Source organism: Sphingomonas panaciterrae, assembly GCF_036890205.1.
In the GTDB taxonomy this organism is placed as follows: Bacteria; Pseudomonadota; Alphaproteobacteria; order Sphingomonadales; family Sphingomonadaceae; genus Sphingomonas; species Sphingomonas panaciterrae.
In genome coordinates this window covers 993,258-1,012,209 of sequence record NZ_JAKNQR010000001.1, presented here as the reverse complement: position 1 = coordinate 1,012,209, position 18,952 = coordinate 993,258, and the positions used below count along the sequence as shown (strand labels likewise).

Sequence of the window (18,952 nt, the reverse complement as noted above, 5' to 3'; positions counted from 1 at the left end):
GCGGTGAAGGGCACGGCGGGCGACCGCATCCGCACGGTCGCGGAAACCGGCTCCACCAACGCCGACATGCTGGCCCTCGCCGCGGCCGGCGCCCCGGAAGGGAGCTGGCTGCGTGCCGAGCGGCAGACCGCCGGGCGCGGGCGGCAGGGGAAGGCCTGGAGCTCCCCGATCGGGAATGTCTATGCCAGCACGCTGGTGCGGGTGCGGGCCGATGACCCGCCCGCCGCGTCGCTGGCGCTGGTGTGCGCGGTCGCGCTGGCGGACACGATCGGGACGCTCGGCTGCCCGACCGTCACGATCAAATGGCCCAACGACCTGCTGCTCGATAACGCCAAGCTTGCCGGCATCCTGCTGGAGCGGCACGGCGATGCGATCGTCGCTGGTTTTGGCGTCAATCTGTCGAGCCATCCGTCGATCGAGGGGCGGCAGACCGCCAGCCTTGCCGGCCGGCTGTGGGTCCACTCCGCTGCCGAGCTGTTCGAGCATCTGGTGGCAGATTTCGCGACATGGCTGGAGACGTGGCGCCGTGACGGGCTGCCGCCGGTCATCGCGCGGTGGGAGCGGCAGGCGCATGCGCCGGGTACGCCGCTGATTGCCAACCTGTCCGACGGGACGTCGGTTGCCGGCAAATATGATGGTCTGGCCAGCGACGGCGCGCTACGGCTGCGCTTGGCGGATGGAACCACGCGTGTCATTCACGCGGCCGACGTGTTCCTGGTGTAGGGGAGGGGATGATGCTGCTCGCGGTTGATGCGGGAAATACCAATGTGGTGTTCGCGCTGATCGCCTTGCGGCCAGAGGGCGGCCGTGAGATCCGCGCCCGGTGGCGGATTGCCACCGACCCGCGCCGTACCGCCGACGAATATGCCGTCTGGCTGAGCCAGCTGCTGGCGCTGGAAGGCTATCAGCGCAGCGATGTCGACGGGGTGATCATCTCCACGGTGGTGCCGCGCGCGCTGCACAACCTGGAAGTGCTTTCGAGCAAATATTTCGGCACCGATGCGCTGATCGCCGGACGGCCGCCGGTGGAATGGGGCGTCGCGCTGGACGTTGACGAGCCGCAAAGCCTGGGTGCGGACCGCGCGGTGAATACGATTGCGGCGCATGCGCTGCACGCGGGTGACCTGATCGTGATCGATTTCGGCACCGCGACGACGCTGGACGTGTCCGACTTCAACGGCGCCTATAAGGGCGGGATCATCGCGCCGGGAATTAACCTGTCGCTCGACGCATTGGTCAATGCCGCGGCGAAGCTGCCGCGGATCGCCATCGAGGCGCCCAAGGGCAATGTCGGCGTGATCGGCCGCAACACGGTAGATCAGATGAACATCGGCATCTACTGGGGCTATATCGCCATGATCGAGGGGCTGGTCAGCCGCATGAAGGCGGAGATCGGCCGGCCCGCCAAGGTGATCGCCACCGGTGGCCTCGCGACATTGTTCGAGCAGCATACCGACGTGTTCGACGCGATCGAGCCCGACCTGACGATCCAGGGGCTGGCGATCATGTGGGAGCGCGCCCATATTGCTGCGTGAGTTTCTCTGCCGCTGAAGGGCAAGGTTGCCCGCCGGCTACGATACCGGCGTCGAGACGACGGCCCTATCGGCAGCAGCATTAGGCGCCCGCTGGACAAAGCGGGGGACGGGATTGGGGAAGGCCTCCCCCATATTGGAGGTCGCGTGAAACGGCGCGCCGGAGCGTGCGCCTACCCGCCGGGCGTTGCTTCGCGGGCAGTGAAGGATTGAGATCATTTCCAAGAAGAAGAACGAACTGCTCTTCTGCGCCCTCGGCGGCTCAGGTGAAATCGGGATGAACGTGAACCTGTACGGCCATGATGGCCGGTGGGTGATGGTGGATTGCGGCGTTACCTTTGCCGACCATCAATATCCGGGGATCGACCTGGTCCTGCCGGACCTGAGCTTCATCGAGGATCAGCTCGACACGCTGGACGGCATCGTCATCACGCACGGCCATGAGGACCATATCGGCGCGCTGCCGTATCTGGCTGATGACCTGGGCGTGCCGATCTATGCGACGCCGTTCACCGCGGGCCTGATCCGGCACAAGCTGGAGGAGGAGCGGATCGCCGACCGGGTGAAGATCCGCGTGATCCAGCCGGGCGAGGCGTTCCGCGTCGGACCGTTCGGGTTCGAGTTCGTGCCGATGTCGCACTCCATCCCAGAGGCCAATGCGCTGGTGATCGAGACGCCCGCGGGCCGGGTGTTCCACACCGGCGACTGGAAGCTGGATGCGGCGCCGGTGATCGGGACGCCCGCCTCGCCCGAGCAGCTGACGGCGATCGGCGACCGCGGCATCGACGTCCTCGTGTGCGATTCGACCAATGTCTTCAATGCCGAGGCGTCGGGATCGGAGAGCACGGTGCAGACCGGTCTGCTGGAGGCGATCTCCGCCGCACGGGGCCGCGTGGTGGTGACGACCTTTGCCTCCAACGCGGCGCGCCTGCACACGCTGGGGCAGGTCGCGTTGGAGACCGGGCGGGCGCTGTGCGTTGCGGGGCGCTCGCTCGACCGGATCATCAAGGTCGCGCGCGCGTGCGGCTATCTGAAGGACTTCCCCGACACCGTGTCGCCCGAGGAGGCAATGCGGATGCCGCGCAATAAGGTGCTGGTCGTAGCGACGGGCGGCCAAGGCGAGGATCGCGCCGCGCTGGCGCGGATTGCGACGGGCAACCACCCGATCAAGCTGGAGTCGGGTGACACGGTCATCTTCTCGTCCAAGCAGATCCCCGGCAACGAGGTCGCGATCGGCCGGATCCAGAACACGCTGGCGGGACGCGGCGTGAAGATGGTGACGGAGAAGCAGGCGCATGTTCACGTGTCCGGCCACCCCGGACAGCCCGAGCTGGAGGCGCTGTACGGCTGGCTGCGGCCGCGCATCCTGGTGCCGGTGCATGGCGAGATGCGCCACCTGATGGAGCATGCGCGGTTCGGCCTGTCGAAGGGGATTCCCGAGACGTTGGTGCAGAACGATGGCGACCTGGTGCGGCTGGCCCCGGGCGCCCCTGCCAAGATCGGCCATGCGCCGGTCGGGCGACTGGTGCTGGACGGTGACGTGATCCTGCCGGCGGATGGCGGCACGATCAACGAACGTCGCCGGATCAGCCTGCATGGCCAGATCTCCGTCGCGGTGGCGGTGGGCAAGAACCGGCGCGTCGCCGGATCGCCGCAGGTCCGCTTGCAGGGCATTCCGGTCGAGGAAGAGCGCGACGCCTTCATCGCCGATGCCGAGGACGCCGCAGCCGAGGCGGTTTCGGGCGGCGCGCGTGACATGGATCGCCTGCGGGAGGACATTCGCCTCGCGGTTCGGCGCTGTGCCACCCGCTGGACGGGCAAGAAGCCCGTGGTCGATGTTCTGCTGCTGGAGGTCTGACGAGCGATGAACTGGACGTCGGCGCTGGCGATCTACATCCTGTTCTGGGCGTTCTCCGTGTTTCTGGTGCTGCCGTTCGGGGTGCGCACCAGCGCGGAAGCGGGCGAGGAACATGTGCCCGGCCAGGCAGACAGCGCGCCGCATCAATTTGCCGCCGGGCGCACTGCCCTGCGCGTCACGATCGTCGCAACGGTGCTGTTCGCGCTGTTCTTCGCCAATTACCTCTACGGCTGGATCACGCCTGACATGGTCGACATGACCAAATACGGGATCGGGACCTCGACCGTCGATTGATACAAAAAAGCGCAGGAGCGGCGACCGCCCCTGCGCTCTTTCTTGTGTGCCGATGCGGCGGGGTGCCGCGGGTCAGCGCAGCCGCTCGATCGCCTGGGCGAGCGCGACGTAGAGCTTGCCCACATCCGACGACAGCAACGTCACGCCAAGCGGCGAGCCGTCGCGCTGCGCCAGGATTGTGCGCAGCATCGCCTCAAAATCATGAATGTAGCGGTTCACCTGATCGCGGAACGCCTCATCCTCGTCATACAGAGCCGCGATCTCGCGATGCTCGACATCGCCCAGCAGGCGGACGGCACGACGGGTGAAGACGCCGCGATCGCCCTTCAGATAGGCCGCCCAGGCACTGTCGGCGACGTCGGTGGCGAAGTTGCGCGTGATGTCGATCGCGGACGAGTTTAGCGAGTCGATCAGCAGCGCGGCGCGTCGGGCGAAGCTTTCCTGCTCGTGCTGCTCACGCTCGGTGCGCGCGGTGTCGATGCGCTCGTCAACCGCCACGGTCAGCGCGTGGATCGCCTGTAGCTGCTGATCGAGACGCGCCGCGGCCTGGGTGGCGGCACCCACCGCCGCATCGGCGGTGCTGGCGATCTGCGCAATCTGCTGGTCGAGGCCGGCATCGACGGCGCGGCGGAGCGCGGCAGCACCGGACTTTTCGAGCGCGTCGGCGGCCTCCGGCACGACGCGCGCCAGCACCTCGCGGGCGTGCTCCGCCGCCTGGGTGGCGGTGTCCCGCACCCGAAGCAGCATTTCGATGAGGCGGGGGGCGGCCTCTTCGGCGAAGCGGTTGGCGCGGTCCGCGGCCTCGTCGACCATCTGGCCCATGGCGTCCGCCTTCGCGCGGCCGGTCGCCAGCGTTTCAAGCAATGTGCCGGTCAGCGAGTCGACGTTGCCGCGCTGTTCGGCGATGACCTGGGCAATCGCCTCGATCGCTTCATGGGTGCTTTCCGCAGCGGTGACGAGCGCGAGGAGTTCCGGCTTGGCGGCGACCACGACCGCCTTGGCGGCGACAACGCGGTCGTCGAGCCGATCGACCGCGGCCGGCAGCGTCTCGTCGATCTCGCGCGTGGCAGAATCGAGCGCGAGCAGCAGCGCTTCGGTGGTTTCAATCGCGCGACCCGCCATGGCGTCGCCAGCGGCCAGCGCCTGGGTCATCGCGTCGGCCGAGCCACCGAGCGCCGAAATCGACGCGGCGAGCATCTGCGAGCGTTCGACACCCTGCTGGTGCAGGCGGGCGAGGCGATCCTCGATCCCGCCGAGCGCGCCCTGGAGATCGCCGATCAGCCCGTCGCTGGCATGGCGCTGCTGATCCAGCCGTTCGGTGATGCGGTCGATCACTACCTCGATCACCGCGATCCGCTCAGCGAGCGACTCCGCGCTTTCGCGCGCCGCGGTGTCAAGCGCGGCCTGGTTGGTGCCGACCATCGCCAGCATCGCGTCGGCCTGCGCCGCGATCCCCTTGCGCGATTCATCGATCGCCTGTGCGGTGCGATCAAGCAGTGCGTCGACCGCGGCGGACATTTCGCCGGTGACCGCCTCGAGCCTCGCCCCGGCAGTCTCGCTGGTCGCTTCCATCCGGCCGATGTGCGCGGCGAGCTTCTGCGCCGCGCCGCCAGCGACCGCTTCCGCCTCGCGGCCACGCTCCGCCAGCGCGACGATCTGCGCGTCGAGCGCCGCCGCCTGCTGCCCGGCGGCCAGCCCGGCATTCTCGATGCGGGTGGTCAGCCCCTCAGCCTCGCTCTGCGCCTTGGGCATGGTGGCGAGCAGCACCGACAGGCTGTTCTGCGCCGTGGTCGCGGCCTCCGCCAGCGAACGGGCGTGGACATCGGCCTGGTCGATCTCCTCCGACAGGCCGCGGCCGATCGAGGACAGCCGCGCCGTCGCGCTGTCGCCCAGCGCGCTCAGCTGCCTGGCCTGCTCGGCCAGCTTGTCCCGGTTCGCATCGAGCGCGGCGGCGAGCGAGGCGACGGTGCGTTCGAGCGCGGCGGCCTCCTCGCGCATGGCGGCGGCCGTGGCGCCGAACCGCTCGGCCTCCGCACGGCTGGTGCGCAGCGCGACCAGCCAGATGATCCCTGCCAGCGCGGGAACGGCCACCAGCGCGGCGCCGAACTGCGCCAGATCCAATGCGGACATGGCGGCCAGGTCACCGCGCGCCAGCCAGACGAGCGCCGCGACCCAGATAAGCGATACCCCGACCAGCGCGACCGGTCCGATGGTCCGCCACGGCGATACCGGCTCCACGCCCTCAGGCAGGTATATAGCTTCCTGGTTTTCCACGGTTACCTGCTCGGCGATCACGGCTGGAGATTCCTCCATGTTGTGCATTGCTGCGTCGCTGGGTTTGCGCGTGCGCATGTCGATGATCGTCGGGCCCCCGGTCATGTCGCAGGTGTAACACGAAATCATGTCGCTCAAAGCAAATAGCGGCAACCTGCGATTAAGCGTTGCATGCTAGCGGCATGTGCATGGCGGTTGATCCCGGTGCGATTGATGCGGCGCTGAGCGCGGCGGTGGGCGACGACCCGGCGTTGATCGCGGAGCTGCGCGCTGCCTTTCGCGACAGTGCCCGACGCGGGCTGGCGGCGATCGAAAGCGCGCAGGATGACGCGGCGTGGCAGGCGGCGGCGTGGCGGCTGAAGGGGCTGGCGGCGAGCTTCGGTGCCGTCCGCCTCGCGGCGCTCGCGACGGAAGCGGCGCGCAAGCCTGCGGGCGATGCGTTGATGGTGAAGCAGTTGCGGCAGATGATCGCACGATTGTAAGCTAGCAAGCCCGTCCGGCCGCGGTTCGCGATTGCTCCGGTCCGGGACTGACCGTAACAGCGCCCGATGCTCGCAGGGCTGATCTTTGCCGTACAGGAAGCCGACGACCGGCCCGGGACGCTGGCCGCCACCTTGCCCTTCGCGGGGATGACGGTGGTGGAATATCAGGCGCGCCTGCTGATCGCCGGGGGCGCGGCGCAGATCGTCGTCGTCGTCGCGCGCGTCACCCCCGAATTGCTGGGCGCCGTAGCCCGCATCGGCCGGCGCGGCGTGACCGTCGATACCGTGCGCAGCGCCGCGGAGGCCGCCGCGCGGCTGCACCCTCTGTCGCACCTGCTGGTGCTGGCTGACGGGCTGGTGACGACCGACGCGATCCTGCATCCGATTGCGCGGGAAGGGGGCGATGTCCTGCTGGTCGCCGCGGAGGATGAAGCGGACGCCGCCTATGAGCTGATCGGTGGGGGCGATGCGTGGGCCGGGATCGCGCGCCTCGATGGCCGCCATCTGGGCGATGTCGCCGCCATGCCGCGCGACTATGACGTGCAATCGGCGCTGCTCCATGTGGCGGCGCAATCGGGCGCGCTGCGATTGCAGATGCCCGACGACGAACGCGGCGCGGGGCACGGGATCGAACGGCGGCGCGACACGCTGGAAACACGCAGCCGCGCGGTGGTGAGCGCAGCGGTGGCGAGCCGGTCGGGCTGGTTCCAGCGGTGGATCGTGCGGCCGGTTGCCAAGCTGTGCCTGCCCGCGCTGATGCGGCGCCACGTGCCGACCGCCGCCATGGCCGCCGGTGCGGCGATCGTATCGCTGGGCGGGCTCGCCACGTTATGGGCCGGACAGGCGGCCGTGGGGCTTCTTCTTGCGCTGCTGGGCGTGATCGCAGCGACCATCGCCTCCAGCTTTGCTTGGCTGCGCGACGAGGAGCTGCTGGGGCGGATGACCGATGCGCTGACATATGGCGTACCGGCGATCGCAGCGATGGTGCTGGGCCGGGCGATCGACGCCGAAACGGGCGAGCTCACTGCGCTGATCGTGGCGCTGGCGCTGGTCGTGGCCGGGGCGCTGGGGCTCCGCGCTGTGGCGGCGGATCGCCCGATGTTCTGGGGTGATCCCTCGGCCTATCTGCTGGTGCTGGCGCTCGGCGCGCTGATCGGCTGGCCCATGGTGGGGCTGACCGGAGCGGCGATCTACGCCACGGTGACGCTTGCGCTCGCCATCGAAACTTTACGCGCGCGCTTAGCAGCGCCTTAACGTCGACCGCGCTAGGGCAGGCGCATGTCGGTCGATTCTCGCCCAGGCCTGCCGGGCCTGCCGTCGGACGTTGCCGCGCTGCTGGCGCGTGCGGACGCGGCTGGGCGGGGTGCGCGGCGGTATCTCGCGGCGACGATCGACGACCTGTTCCTGCCGGATGAGTATCGGCTTGATGATCGCACCCGCGCGCGGCTGGGGCTGTTGCTGCGGTCGACGATCGTCGCGATTGGCGCGGACCTTCATGCGCGTTGCTGGGCGCAGCGCGGGGCAGCGCCCGGCAATTCCTTCGAAGCCGCGCCGCTCATCGCCCGGCTGGCGGCGAGTGACGCGCTGCGCGATCCCGAGCTGATCGGGGAGTTGCTGGACCGTACACGGCAGGACCTGCTCGGCGAGGCGCTGAGGGCCAATCGGCCGCCCGGGGCGCAGATGCCGCTGCTGTCGCGGTTGGTGGAGGGCCGGGACCAGGCGGTCGCTGCGGCGGCGCGCAGCTATCGCCTGGCGGAAAGTCGATCGGCCGCGGGCGACGCCGGCGCGGGAGAGTTGCTGACCCCCGCGATGGGGCTGCGCGCTGCATGGCTGGTCGCCGCGGCGCTGCGGCCGACGTTTCAGGCGGAGGGCAGAGACGCCGACCGGCTGATCGTCGCGGCGGTCGAGCAGCATCTGCTTGCCCGCGACGAGGCCGCCAGCCTGGAGCGATGCGCGGCAGAACTGGCGCGGATGATCGACCGCGAGCCGTCAGACCCAGCGACCATGCTGGTGGATGCGCTGGACGATGGGTCGGTCGCGTTGTTCGTTGCCATGCTGGCGCGGCGGATGGCGGTGGCACCGCGCATCGTGGGGGCGCTGACGCTGGAGCCCGGGGGGCACCGCTTGTGGCTGGCACTGCGATCGCTCGACATCGGACGGGCCGCGATCGCGCGGATCGGCTATTTGCTTGCCGAGGCTGATCCGCGGCGCGACCTGGAAGCGTTTGGCGCGCTGCTCGACACGATCGCTGCGGTTCCCGCCGCGGCCGCGCGTGACGCGCTGGCCGATCTGGCGCTGCCGCCGGCGTACCGCGCCGCGATTGCCGCCGTCGAGGGTGGCCCGCGGCCGTGATCGAAGGCATGACCCTTCACGCTGAGGTCGACCCGGCAGACCGGCTGGTCGCGGCGAGCCCCGAGTTCCTGACGCTGAACGAGCGGGCCGGCGGTGCGATGGGGCAGCCGCTCGCCAATCCGCAGATCGCCGCGATGGTACGGTTGTCGCGACGCTTGCAGATCCCGCTTTCACGCGCGGTCACCATCGCCGACATGGATGTGGATATCGATTGCTGGGTACGGGCCGAGCCCGGCCCGCGCGCAACGATGCTGACCATTTCCCCATTGCGCGAGCGTGCTGCGTGGCGGCCGGTGCAGCCCGCGCTGGCAGTGCCGTATCCGGCCGGCGCGGACTGGACCTGGGACGTGGACGCGGCATTGCGGTTGCAGCGCCTGTCGATCGAGGCGGCACAGCGGCACGGGATCGATGCGGCGAGCGTGCTGGGCCAGCCGCTGACGCGGCTGTTCACGCTGCAAAGCGACCCGCATGGTGCCTTGCCGCTGCTGGAGGCGGTCGCGTCAGTCGACGATTTTGCGGAGCAGCCGGCTGTGCTGGCGGGTAGCGTCGACCGCTTCATGCTGGCGGGACATGTGCGGCGCGACCGGGGCGGGGCCTTCGCCGGGTTTGCCGGTGCGGCGTTCGTGCATCCGGCGGAGATCCGGCCCGATCACCGGCCGCGCACCGGGCTGGACGGCGCGTTCAATCACCGGCTGGATCGTATCCTGCGCGCGCCGCTTGGCCGCATCGTCGCCAATGCCGACAGCATCAATGCCGGCGCCGACGGGCCGATCGATCCGCAATATGCCGATTACGCCGCCGATATCGCCAGCGCCGGACGGCATTTGATGGGGTTGATCGACGACCTTGCCGATATCGAGGCGATCGAGCGCGAGGATTTCGCCGCGGAGGCGGAGATCGTCGACCTGGCCGATGTTGTCCGCCGGGGCGCGGGGCTGCTTGCCGTGCGCGCCGCCGATGCGGGCGTGACGATCGATCGTGGCGGCACGGAAGAGCCGCAGCCGGTACGCGGGGAGTTCCGCCGCATCCTGCAGATCATGGTCAATCTGATCGGCAATGCGGTGCGCTATTCACCGCGCGGTTCGACCGTGTGGCTTCGGTTGCAGCGCGATGGCGACCGCGTATTCGCGATCGTTGCCGACCAGGGCAAGGGCATTGCGCCCGAGGATCACGAGCGGGTCTTCGCGAAGTTCGAGCGCGTCGACACCAGCGAGCCGGGCGGCAGCGGCCTTGGCCTCTATATCGCCCGCCGATTGGCGCGGGTGATGGGCGGCGACCTGACGGTCGACAGCGCGCCCGGCGAGGGCGCGCGGTTCGTGCTGAGCCTGCCCGCCGCCTGAAGGCGCGGGGCGACGGCTCAGTTGATGCGGAACAGCCGCAGCGGCGACCCCTTGGGCAGCGGCACCGGAGTCAGCCAGTCGAAGGTCTCGCCATGCGCCAGCCGGTCGTAGAATCCGCCGGGCGCGCGATCGCGATACACCGTCGATTCCGCCATGTTCGGGCAGACCAGCATCATCGTCGCGCCGTGCCGCTTCATGATTGCGCGCGCCTCTTCCGGAGTGCCCTTGAAGGCGTGCTGGACGTCGAGGATCGCGTCGCCATTGCGGTGATAGGGACCGGCGATCGCATTGTGATGCGTCAGCGCGATCAGCCGCGGGCCGAGATCGGTGAAGGTGAAGATCGTCGTCGCGGGGATCCGGTTCAACGGAGTCATCGCGGGCATGGTCAGGCACAGGCCCGTCGCACGATTGACGCGCTTCACATAGGGCTTGGGCACGTCGATCGGCAACGCGCGCAGCAGCATGCCGGCGAACATGCCCGAGATGAGGACGAAGACGGCGCCGGTCGCCAGTACCTTCACGAAGATCGATCGCTGACCGAGGAGCCAGGGCAGCACCATCCAGGCCAGCGCGGTGACGCCGGGGATCGCCATCACCTGAGCCGCGGGACCGCTGCGCACCTGCCACAGCAGCATCAGGGCGGAGAACAGGGCGAACAGGCCGACGCAGGCCCATCCGATCAGGGTCGGGCTGCGCCGCGCGCGCCAGATCGCGATCCCGGCGCCGATCAGACCCATCACCGGCAAGGCGGCGAGCGGGAAGCCGGTGCGGAAGGCGTGGCGATAGATCGGCTTTGCCTCGCGCACGTTGCTGAGCCAATTGGCGTAGAGCTCGTCCGATACCTGCTCCGGGCGCTGCAGGCATTGCGGGAAGAGGGTGGCAAAGCCGCCCGCGATCACTGCGCCGGCGACCGCGGCGAGCGCAAAGCGCACCGCGCGCTTTTCGGGCGACAGGAGTGCGAGCAGCGTCAGCAATGCGCCGGCGGCGACAAAGACGCTGAGCCAGATCGGGGTGAGGGCATCGCAGCGCATCACGCGGTTGGCTTCAGACGCAAAGATCACATAGCCCGCGGCGCATCCGCCGCCCAGCGAGATGGCATAGGCCAGCAGGCGGCGGCGCTCGCCCGCGTCCCACACCCAGCGCAGCGTGATGATCGCGCCCGCCATCGCGCAATAGGGCAGCATCTCCAGCCCGATGGTAAGCGACAGCGCGCTGGCCAGCCCGACGGTGATGCCGCCGCGCGCGCCATCGGGATCGCACAGCCCGGCGACGGTCAGGCTGAGCATCGCCAGCTGCCAGCCATGATGGTCGATGCGGTCGGGCATGAACATCATCAGCGCGACGGTCGAGCCCATCAGGAACACGATCGCGAGCGGCCAGGCGACCGGGGAGACCAGGCGACGGACCGTTGCGCCCAGGCCGATCAGCGTGACGCCGAGCGGCAGCAAGGGGGCGATGCCACAGGCCAGCTTTTCCGCCTCCACCACGCCGACGAACGGGCGCAGCAGCAGGATCAGCCCGGCGATGGGGAGGTCGACGATGCGCGACCAGTGAATGTCGAAGCCGACCGGCGGGTTGAGCCGATAGTTGCGCAGGTCGTACCAGCCCTGCCCGTCAAGCAGCGCCCGCACCTGCATCAGCCGCATGTTGTCGTCGGTGTCCGCCAGCGACAGCCAGTGGATCGCCGCCCACCGTTTCCACACGTAGAAGATCACGATCACCACCCAGGCGATCGTGGTCAGCTTGATCCAGTGCCGGTCCAGTTCGGCGGACAAGGATGAGGGCAACTTGTTCACGGGGCTTTCCTCGCCGACCGCAGGCCATTAGACGCCCACGACATTCTTCCGGTTCGGCCCGGGCGGGCTATCGGTGGCGCCCGCCTCTACCCGAGGCGGCACAAAGGGCAAGGCGTGGACGCTGTTCGCAACAAGTTCGGCTCGGCAGAAATGCGCGAAACATTCTGGCAGTTGGTCCGGTTTGGCGTGGCCGGGGGGCTGGCGACCGGGCTGTATGCGCTGGTCTATTCGCCGCTCGCCGCGTTCAAGATCACGTCTGAGCAGGTCGCCAATATCGCCGGCTATCTGGTGGCGATGCTGTCCGGCTATGTGCTGCACAGCAAGTGGAGCTTTCGCGGGCATGGTGTCTCGGCGAAGACGTCGGCATCCAAGTTTTTCGCGGTGTCGCTGGTCAGCTATGCGGTCAACACTTTCTGGGTGTGGCTGCTGACCGATGATGCGATGCTGGCGGGACCCTGGTGGTGGCCGCTGATCCCGATCGTGGTGGTGACGCCGCTGGTCACCTTCTCGCTCAACCGTCTGTGGGTATTTTCCTGATATGGATCGCCGCGTTTACGACCGTATGGCCGAACATGATTCCACCCATTGGTGGTATCGCGCGCGCCGCGACATCCTGGCCGATTATCTGACGCGCGAGGGGCGGCTGCCGAAAGAGGCGCGTATCCTGGAGATCGGGTGCGGGACGGGGCATAACCTGCCGATGCTGGCGCAATTCGGCCGCGTCGATGCGATCGAGATTGATCCGGCGGCGCGTGACGTGGCGAGCCAGCGGCTGGGCAAGGCGGTGGGCGATGCGCCGCTGCCGGCGCTACCCGGCGTGCCGGACGCGCATTACGACCTGATCGCGGTGCTGGATGTGGTCGAGCATATCGAGGACGATGTCGCCGCGCTGCAGGCGATGCGTGCGCGGCTGGCACCCGGTGGCAAGATCCTGATCACCGTGCCGGCGCATCAATGGATGTGGAGCGCGCATGACGTGGTGAACCACCACCACCGGCGCTATTCCAAGACGACGCTGGTTAAGGCGATCGATGCCGCGGGCCTGCGCCCGCGCAAGCTGGGCTATTTCAACTCGCTGCTGTTCCCGCTCGCCGCGGGGGCGCGGATCATGGGCCGGATCACCGGTCGCGAGGACAGCGACGATACGCCACCCGCCGCGCCGCTGAACACGCTGTTCGAGAAGATCTTCCGCTTGGAACGGCATATGGTCGGCCGGCTGCCGATGCCGCCGGGCGTTTCGATCATCACGCTGGCCGAACCGGCCTGAGCCACAACGCACCCCGACGCGAGCGCCGGGGTGAGCGTGTTGGTCGGTCGTCAACGCGGCGGCGTTGCATCCTGCGGATCGGACGTCGGTGTGGTGCCGCGCGGATCAGTGGTCGACGTGCTGGTGCCGGTGCGCACCGGCGGCGTGCCGGTCACCCTGTCGGGTGTGTTCGCCGTCGGGCTGTTGGGTACGCGGCCCGGTGCGCTGCCTTGCGGGCCCATCACACCGCCATGCTGGCCGTGCTGATCCATTTGGCCGCCCGTGGTGCCGCCAGTGCTGCTGTCGGCCTGTCCCGGCTGGCTGGTCATCGTACCGCCGGGTGCGCCGGTCTGGCCGGCGGTGCCGCCCGCCGATCCGCCCTGCGGGCTGGCGGTCTGTGCGGTCGCCACGGCGGGCAGCAACAGTGCGGCTGCGCCGAATAGTGCGAAGTAACGCATCTTGCCTCTCCTTGTAGATCGCCCTTCAACGGCAGCGTGGCGGGCGTCCTTCCCGCCCGGCCAAGGTAAATGGTCTTGATCCATATGTGTTTATGACGTTGGATCATGGCACCAAGGCCGCGAACGACGGTCACCAGGGCGGCGAGATGATGTGATCCCTTGTGCGATCACCGGGGCGGGACAGGAGAGACATAGCGTGACAATCGCGGCCATTGCTTTGCCCCGCCTGCTGCACATCGGCGGCGGCGCGTCGCGCCGACTGGCGGAGGTGCTGGCGACGCTGGGCCTTGCCCGGCCATTGATCGTCACTGACCCATGGCTGCTGGAAGCGGGGCAGGTCGCGGGCCTGTGTGCGGGGCTGGACGCGGCCGGGATCAATTATCGCCTGTTTGCCGACACTGTGCCCGATCCCACGGTCGCATCAGTCAAGGCGGGGCTCGCCTGCCTCAGTGCGGGCGATCATGATTGCGTCGTCGGGTTTGGCGGTGGCAGTCCGATCGACACGGCAAAGGCGATCGCGCTGCTCGCCGCACATGGCGGCACGATGGCCGACTATAAGGCGCCGCATGTGCAGGATGCGGCGGGGCTGCCGATCATTGCCATTCCGACGACGGCGGGGACGGGGTCGGAAGCGACCCGCTTCACCATCATCACCGACGAGACCACCGACGAGAAGATGCTGTGCGCCGGCCTCGCCTATCTGCCGGTCGCGGCGCTGGTCGATTACGAACTGACGTTCAGCATGCCGGCGCGGCTGACTGCCGACACGGGAATCGATTCGCTGACCCATGCGATCGAGGCCTATGTCTCGCGCCGCGCCAATCCGTTCAGCGACGGCATGGCGTTGCTGGCAATGCGCGCGATCGCGCCCAACCTGCGGCGGGTTTATGCCGATCCCGACGATGCCGCCGCGCGCGAGGCGATGATGCTGGGCGCGACGCAGGCGGGCATCGCCTTTTCCAACAGCTCGGTCGCGCTGGTGCATGGCATGAGCCGGCCGATCGGCGCGCATTTCCATGTGCCGCATGGCCTGTCTAACGCGATGCTGCTGCCGGCCGTAACCCGCTGGTCAGCGCCCGCCGCGCTTGCCCGCTATGCGACCTGCGCACGCACGATGGGGGTCGCGGACGATGCTGATGGCGACCAGCTGGCCGTCGCTCGGCTGCTGGAGGAGCTTGCCACGCTGAACCGCGATCTCGCGGTTCCCGGGCCGGCGGCATGGGGGATCGACGGCGCGCGCTGGCATGCGCTGGTGCCGGTGATGTGCGCGCAGGCGGCGGCGTCGGGATCGCCGGCCAACAACCCGCGCGTGCCCGATGCGGAGGAGATGGCGCAGCTTTATGCCGAGGTGTGGGCCGGCTGATCGGGCGGATCGGCCGGCCGTTTCCGCCTTAGTGCGCGATGACCGGTGCCGCCGTGCCGTCGTCCGCGTCCTCGTCGATCGCCACCACGCGCGGCAGGATCAGCTGGATCGCGGCGAGCGCCGCGAGATAGGTCAGCGAGCAGATCAGGAACATCGGCAGATATCCGTGACCGTTGTCGAGTGACCAACCGGCAAATTCGATCATCGCCATGCCCGAGAGATTCCCGGCAAAGGCACCAATACCGATCGCCGAGCCGACGATGCGCGCGGGGAAGATATCCGTCGTCAGGCCGAACAGGTTGGTCGAGAAACCCTGATGAGCGAACAGGCCGAGCCCGAGGATCGCGGCGGCCACCCAGGCGCTGTCGACACCGACCAGCACGGGGATAGGGACAATCAGCAGTGCATAGATCAGCATCGACGTCTTCCGCGCGGCATTGACGCTCCAGCCGCGGCGCAGCAGCCGCGCCGGCAGGAAGCCGCCGCTGAGGCCGCCCAGCGCCGCCATGAAATAGACGAAGGCGACCGGCAGCCCCAGCGTGCCCTGCGACAGGCCGAAGGTGCGGTGGAACATGTCGGGCATGAAGAACAACAGGAACCACCAGACCTGATCGGTCAGCGCCTTGCCCAGGATCACTGCCCATTGCCGGCGATCCTTCAGCAGGCTGCTCCAAGCGATCTTGGGCGCGGCGGCATCGCGCGCGGCATTGGGCTGTGGCGGGATGCGCATCATCAGCCAGGCGACGACCCACACCAGTCCGAGCCCGCCGGCGATGAGGAAGGTCGCCTTCCAGCCGAACATGAGCGCCATTACAGGGATCAGCAGCGGCGTAAGGATCGCGCCGATGTTGGGCGCGATGCCGACCAGCCCGAGCGCGACCGAGCGATCCTTGCCACCGAAATAGGTCGCGGCGGTCTTCACCGCGGCGGGCGTGCCGATCGATTCGGCGGCGCCGAGTACCGCGCGCGAGGCAACGAAGCCGGACACGGTGGTGGCGAAGGCGTGCGCCATGCCGGCGAGGCTCCACACGCCGACACCGATGGCGAAGCCCCAGCGCAGGCCGATCTTGTCGATGAACCAGCCAGTGCCGAGGAATGCCACCGCTGCCGCGAACTGGAAGGCGGAGGCCATGTGGCTGTAGTCGCGATCAGACCAGTCGAATTCCGCCTGCAGCGTGGGCTTCAGCAGCGCCAGTATCTGGCGATCGACATAGTTTAGCACGATGGCGACGAACACCAGCCCGAGCACGATCCAGCGGCGCCGATCGGCGATTGTCGTCGTCACAGGCCTGTTCCCCTCTTACCAGTCCGACCGATAGGATACCGTTGTCATATCTTCAATCGCGTAAGCGTCGATCCGCCATGATCAACCGCGAGCCTTGCCGTCAGGCGCTTTCCTCGCGGGCGATCTCATGCGCGGGAATGCGGGTGCCTTCGGCCTGGAAGCCGAGCGTGGCGCGGCGATGCACCGTGCCGGCGATATCGGCGACGAGGTACAGCGGGCGGCGCTTCGATTCGATGTACAATCGGCCGAGATATTCGCCGATCATGCCGAGCACGAACATCTGCACCGCGCTGAGCACCGTCACCACCAGCATCGTCGAGGTCCAGCCCTGGACCGGATTGCCCTCGAAATACCCCCAGGCGATGTAGAACAGCAGCAACAGCGCAAGGCCCGCGAGCGCGACCGACGCATGGCTGGCGAAGCGCAGCGGCGCAGTGGAGAAGCCGGTGACCGCGTCAAACGCGAGCCGAAGCATCTTCGACAGCGGATAATTGGTTTCGCCCGCGTGCCGCTCCGCACGATCATAGGGAAAGGGCACCTGGCGAAAGCCGATCCACGCCACCATGCCGCGGATGAAGCGCGCCTGTTCGGGGAGCGACAAAAGCGCATCGAGCGCCCGGCGGCTCATCAGGCGGAAGTCGCCGGTGTCGAGCGGGATCGGCGTGTCGGTCAGCCGGTCGAGCAGGCGGTAAAAAGCGGCGGCGGTCGCCTTCTTGAACAAGGTTTCGCCGGCCCGCTTGCGACGGACGGCGTAGACGACATCGGCATTCTCGCGCGCCATCGTCGCGCGCAATTCGCCGAGCAATTCGGGCGGATCCTGAAGATCGGCGTCGATGATCAGGATCTGTTCGCCCGAGCACAGGTCAAGGCCGGCGGTCAGCGCCAGCTGGTGGCCGTGATTGCGCGACAGGTTGATCGCCACCAGCCGGGGATCGGTGGTGGCGAGATATTGCATGATCGCCCAGCTGTCGTCGCGCGAACCATCGTTGATCAGCACGATCTCGTGATCGTCGCCCACGGCGGCGCGCGCCGCCGCCGACACGCGTTGGTGCAACAGCGGCAGCGTGTCGGCTTCGTTATAGCAAGGAATGACGATCGAAAGGGCAGGGCGGTGCATCCGCGCGGCGTTACAGGATGCTCAGGCCTCCGTCACGACCTTGACGAGCATACCGGGACGAAGCGTGTCGCGATCAGACAGGCCGTTCAGCGTCATGAACCGGTCGCGCTGCGCATCGGTATAGGCCATCTGGCGCGACAGGCTATCGATTGTGTCGCCGGCCTTGACCGTGACGATGCGCAGCTTCTTGCCGCGCACCTTGGCGGCATCCTGCGCCGTGATCGGCGCGACGCTGTCGACAAGGGAGGTGAACGGCCCGATACCGCGGCCGGCCGGCGTCACGATGGTCCAATAATAGGTGGCCGCGGGGAAGCGATAGGCAAGGACCGTGGCGTCGACCGACTGGCCGTTCGCGTTCGCGCGCACGGTGGAATAGGCGTAGTCCAGGCCGTTGGCGCGGCCGGCCTGCGCCGCCGGCGCGGCACTGGCACCCAGCGCGCGGAACTGCTGTGCGACGAAGGTGGGAAGGTCGCTGGTCGCCGCCGCGGCCTTGAACTGGGCCTGGCCACCGCTGCCGGCGACCGTCACCGCATCGCTGCCGTTGGCGATGCGATAGCCGGTCGGCGCGGTAAAGCGCAGGCGCATCACGGGATGGACGAAGGTCTGGCCGTTGACCACGCCCTGCCGGGGATCATCGTCATAGACCATGCCGTCGAGCCGGCGGAGGAACGCGACGTCCTGCTGCTGCACCGGCGCGGCGGCGCGACCGGTCTGCTGCGCCAATTGCCGTGCGCGCTGCACACGCTCGCGGCTGTTGGGGTGAGTCGATGCCCAGGTGGGTGTCCCGGTCTGTTGGCCCGCCAGCCGTGCATTAAGGCTGGTCGACGCGCCAAGCTGTTCCAGCATGTCGGCGGCGGCATAGGGATTGTAGCCGGCGCCGGCGATGTAGCGCACGCCCAGCGCATCGGCGGCATATTCCTGATCGCGGCCGTATTTCAGCGTGTAAAGCTGCGCCGCGTTGCGTGCGCCCGCACCGGCAAGCTGACCGATCGCGCTGTTGCCAGCGACCGCACCGACCACCCCGGCGAGGAGTGATCCGATGCCGGCGGTACGTTGACGCCCGGCGGAGTGGCGCGCGGCGACGTGGCCCACCTCATGCCCCATCACACTGGCGAGCTCCGCCTCGCTGTTCATCAGCGCGAGCAGCTGGCGGGTGACGTACACATAGCCGCCGGGGATGGCGAAGGCGTTCTCGACCGGCGAATTGAGCAGCGCGACGGTGAAATCGCCCTGCGCGTTGGACAGGCCCGATTGCACCGCCACCCTTTTGCCGACCTGCTCGACATAGGCCGCCTGCGGCCCGTCATATTTGCCGCCGAACTCGGCCAGCAATTGCGGGTTGGCTTCCGCGCCCTGCGCCTTCTCACTGGCGGAGATCGACCGCGCCTGTGCGCTGACGGTGGCGGGGATGGTGACCGCCATGGTGGCGGCGGGGAGGGCGAGGGCGACGGAAAGCAGGCGAGTCATGCGGGGCAGGATCCTTTCGGTCCTGTCCTACGCGATGATCCCTGAACAGTTCCGTCGCCCTCGCGCAACAAGTGCCGTGTGGACGCCG

At 68.3% G+C, this 18,952-nt stretch carries 17 protein-coding genes; 11 read left to right on the top strand and 6 right to left on the bottom strand.

The annotated features are described in order from the left end of the window. Nucleotides 1-3 precede the first annotated feature (3 nt). From L8F96_RS04990 to L8F96_RS04975, 4 genes are all read left to right on the top strand, one after another. Nucleotides 4-723 carry a biotin--[acetyl-CoA-carboxylase] ligase gene (locus L8F96_RS04990; protein ID WP_269430572.1) on the top strand — a complete coding sequence of 240 codons (720 nt, stop codon included), beginning with the start codon at nt 4-6 and terminating at the stop codon, nt 721-723. Nucleotides 724-734: 11 nt separating this feature from the next. Further along, a complete protein-coding gene (locus L8F96_RS04985; protein WP_046410048.1) occupies nt 735-1,535 on the top strand; it encodes a type III pantothenate kinase in 801 nt (266 codons plus the stop codon). 274 nt (nt 1,536-1,809) lie between these two features. Continuing rightward, nucleotides 1,810-3,390, top strand: coding sequence for a ribonuclease J (locus tag L8F96_RS04980; RefSeq protein ID WP_334655332.1), 1,581 nt, complete (start codon nt 1,810-1,812; stop codon nt 3,388-3,390). A 6-nt stretch (nt 3,391-3,396) separates the two neighbouring features. Then, nucleotides 3,397-3,684, top strand: a complete 288-nt coding sequence (locus L8F96_RS04975; protein ID WP_046409950.1) for a DUF1467 family protein — start codon at nt 3,397-3,399, stop codon at nt 3,682-3,684. A 72-nt stretch (nt 3,685-3,756) separates the two neighbouring features. Here the strand turns inward: L8F96_RS04975 and L8F96_RS04970 are convergent, their stop codons facing one another. Continuing rightward, nucleotides 3,757-6,063: a coiled-coil domain-containing protein gene (locus tag L8F96_RS04970; protein ID WP_334655330.1), complete on the bottom strand. Its 2,307-nt coding sequence runs from the start codon at nt 6,061-6,063 to the stop codon at nt 3,757-3,759. An 83-nt stretch (nt 6,064-6,146) separates the two neighbouring features. Between L8F96_RS04970 and L8F96_RS04965 the strand changes: the two genes are divergently transcribed. The 4 genes from L8F96_RS04965 to L8F96_RS04950 all read left to right on the top strand — a co-directional run bounded on the left by L8F96_RS04965 (nt 6,147) and on the right by L8F96_RS04950 (nt 10,132). Next, entirely contained in the window at nt 6,147-6,440 is a 294-nt protein-coding gene (locus L8F96_RS04965) for an Hpt domain-containing protein (protein WP_046409952.1), read from the top strand. 66 nt (nt 6,441-6,506) lie between these two features. Continuing rightward, nucleotides 6,507-7,694 (top strand): hypothetical protein, encoded by a 1,188-nt coding sequence (locus L8F96_RS04960; protein WP_296219693.1) that lies wholly within the window; start codon nt 6,507-6,509, stop codon nt 7,692-7,694. Nucleotides 7,695-7,718: 24 nt separating this feature from the next. Continuing rightward, nucleotides 7,719-8,792: a hypothetical protein gene (locus L8F96_RS04955; protein ID WP_334655328.1), complete on the top strand. Its 1,074-nt coding sequence runs from the start codon at nt 7,719-7,721 to the stop codon at nt 8,790-8,792. An 8-nt stretch (nt 8,793-8,800) separates the two neighbouring features. Then, nucleotides 8,801-10,132, top strand: coding sequence for a sensor histidine kinase (locus tag L8F96_RS04950; RefSeq protein ID WP_334655326.1), 1,332 nt, complete (start codon nt 8,801-8,803; stop codon nt 10,130-10,132). A 17-nt stretch (nt 10,133-10,149) separates the two neighbouring features. Here L8F96_RS04950 and L8F96_RS04945 read toward each other — a convergent pair whose 3' ends face one another. Then, complete coding sequence (locus L8F96_RS04945; protein WP_334655324.1) at nt 10,150-11,928, bottom strand: AcrB/AcrD/AcrF family protein; 1,779 nt, start codon at nt 11,926-11,928, stop codon at nt 10,150-10,152. A gap of 114 nt (nt 11,929-12,042) precedes the next feature. Between L8F96_RS04945 and L8F96_RS04940 the strand changes: the two genes are divergently transcribed. Both L8F96_RS04940 and L8F96_RS04935 read left to right on the top strand, forming a co-directional pair. Further along, nucleotides 12,043-12,465, top strand: a complete 423-nt coding sequence (locus tag L8F96_RS04940) for a GtrA family protein (RefSeq protein WP_231621968.1) — start codon at nt 12,043-12,045, stop codon at nt 12,463-12,465. Between the two features lies 1 nt (nt 12,466). After that, nucleotides 12,467-13,195: a class I SAM-dependent methyltransferase gene (locus L8F96_RS04935; protein WP_046409958.1), complete on the top strand. Its 729-nt coding sequence runs from the start codon at nt 12,467-12,469 to the stop codon at nt 13,193-13,195. A 50-nt stretch (nt 13,196-13,245) separates the two neighbouring features. On the opposite strand, the gene L8F96_RS04930 is transcribed toward L8F96_RS04935, so the two are convergent. Next, nucleotides 13,246-13,632: a hypothetical protein gene (locus L8F96_RS04930; RefSeq protein WP_136450770.1), complete on the bottom strand. Its 387-nt coding sequence runs from the start codon at nt 13,630-13,632 to the stop codon at nt 13,246-13,248. A gap of 196 nt (nt 13,633-13,828) precedes the next feature. On the opposite strand from L8F96_RS04930, the gene L8F96_RS04925 reads away from it, so the two are divergent. Further along, on the top strand, nt 13,829-14,995 hold the full coding sequence (locus L8F96_RS04925; RefSeq protein ID WP_136450769.1) for an iron-containing alcohol dehydrogenase: 1,167 nt from the start codon (nt 13,829-13,831) through the stop codon (nt 14,993-14,995). Between the two features lie 28 nt (nt 14,996-15,023). Here L8F96_RS04925 and L8F96_RS04920 read toward each other — a convergent pair whose 3' ends face one another. The 3 genes from L8F96_RS04920 to L8F96_RS04910 form a co-directional block, all read right to left on the bottom strand. Next, nucleotides 15,024-16,280: an MFS transporter gene (locus L8F96_RS04920; protein ID WP_245995274.1), complete on the bottom strand. Its 1,257-nt coding sequence runs from the start codon at nt 16,278-16,280 to the stop codon at nt 15,024-15,026. A gap of 100 nt (nt 16,281-16,380) precedes the next feature. Further along, a complete protein-coding gene (locus L8F96_RS04915) occupies nt 16,381-17,397 on the bottom strand; it encodes a glycosyltransferase family 2 protein (protein ID WP_136450768.1) in 1,017 nt (338 codons plus the stop codon). Nucleotides 17,398-17,418: 21 nt separating this feature from the next. Continuing rightward, nucleotides 17,419-18,864: a M48 family metalloprotease gene (locus L8F96_RS04910; RefSeq protein ID WP_334655315.1), complete on the bottom strand. Its 1,446-nt coding sequence runs from the start codon at nt 18,862-18,864 to the stop codon at nt 17,419-17,421. Nucleotides 18,865-18,952 lie beyond the last annotated feature (88 nt).

Excerpts from the sequence above, each read along its gene's own strand:
- L8F96_RS04985 (WP_046410048.1), top strand. The coding sequence starts at position 735 with ATGCTGCTCGCGGTTGATGCGGGAAATACCAATGTGGTGTTCGCGCTG.
- L8F96_RS04980 (WP_334655332.1), top strand. The coding sequence starts at position 1,810 with ATGAACGTGAACCTGTACGGCCATGATGGCCGGTGGGTGATGGTGGAT.
- L8F96_RS04975 (WP_046409950.1), top strand. The coding sequence starts at position 3,397 with ATGAACTGGACGTCGGCGCTGGCGATCTACATCCTGTTCTGGGCGTTC.
- L8F96_RS04970 (WP_334655330.1), bottom strand. The coding sequence starts at position 6,063 with ATGACCGGGGGCCCGACGATCATCGACATGCGCACGCGCAAACCCAGC.
- L8F96_RS04965 (WP_046409952.1), top strand. The coding sequence starts at position 6,147 with ATGGCGGTTGATCCCGGTGCGATTGATGCGGCGCTGAGCGCGGCGGTG.
- L8F96_RS04960 (WP_296219693.1), top strand. The coding sequence starts at position 6,507 with ATGCTCGCAGGGCTGATCTTTGCCGTACAGGAAGCCGACGACCGGCCC.
- L8F96_RS04955 (WP_334655328.1), top strand. The coding sequence starts at position 7,719 with ATGTCGGTCGATTCTCGCCCAGGCCTGCCGGGCCTGCCGTCGGACGTT.
- L8F96_RS04950 (WP_334655326.1), top strand. The coding sequence starts at position 8,801 with ATGACCCTTCACGCTGAGGTCGACCCGGCAGACCGGCTGGTCGCGGCG.
- L8F96_RS04935 (WP_046409958.1), top strand. The coding sequence starts at position 12,467 with ATGGATCGCCGCGTTTACGACCGTATGGCCGAACATGATTCCACCCAT.
- L8F96_RS04930 (WP_136450770.1), bottom strand. The coding sequence starts at position 13,632 with ATGCGTTACTTCGCACTATTCGGCGCAGCCGCACTGTTGCTGCCCGCC.
- L8F96_RS04915 (WP_136450768.1), bottom strand. The coding sequence starts at position 17,397 with ATGCACCGCCCTGCCCTTTCGATCGTCATTCCTTGCTATAACGAAGCC.
- L8F96_RS04910 (WP_334655315.1), bottom strand. The coding sequence starts at position 18,864 with ATGACTCGCCTGCTTTCCGTCGCCCTCGCCCTCCCCGCCGCCACCATG.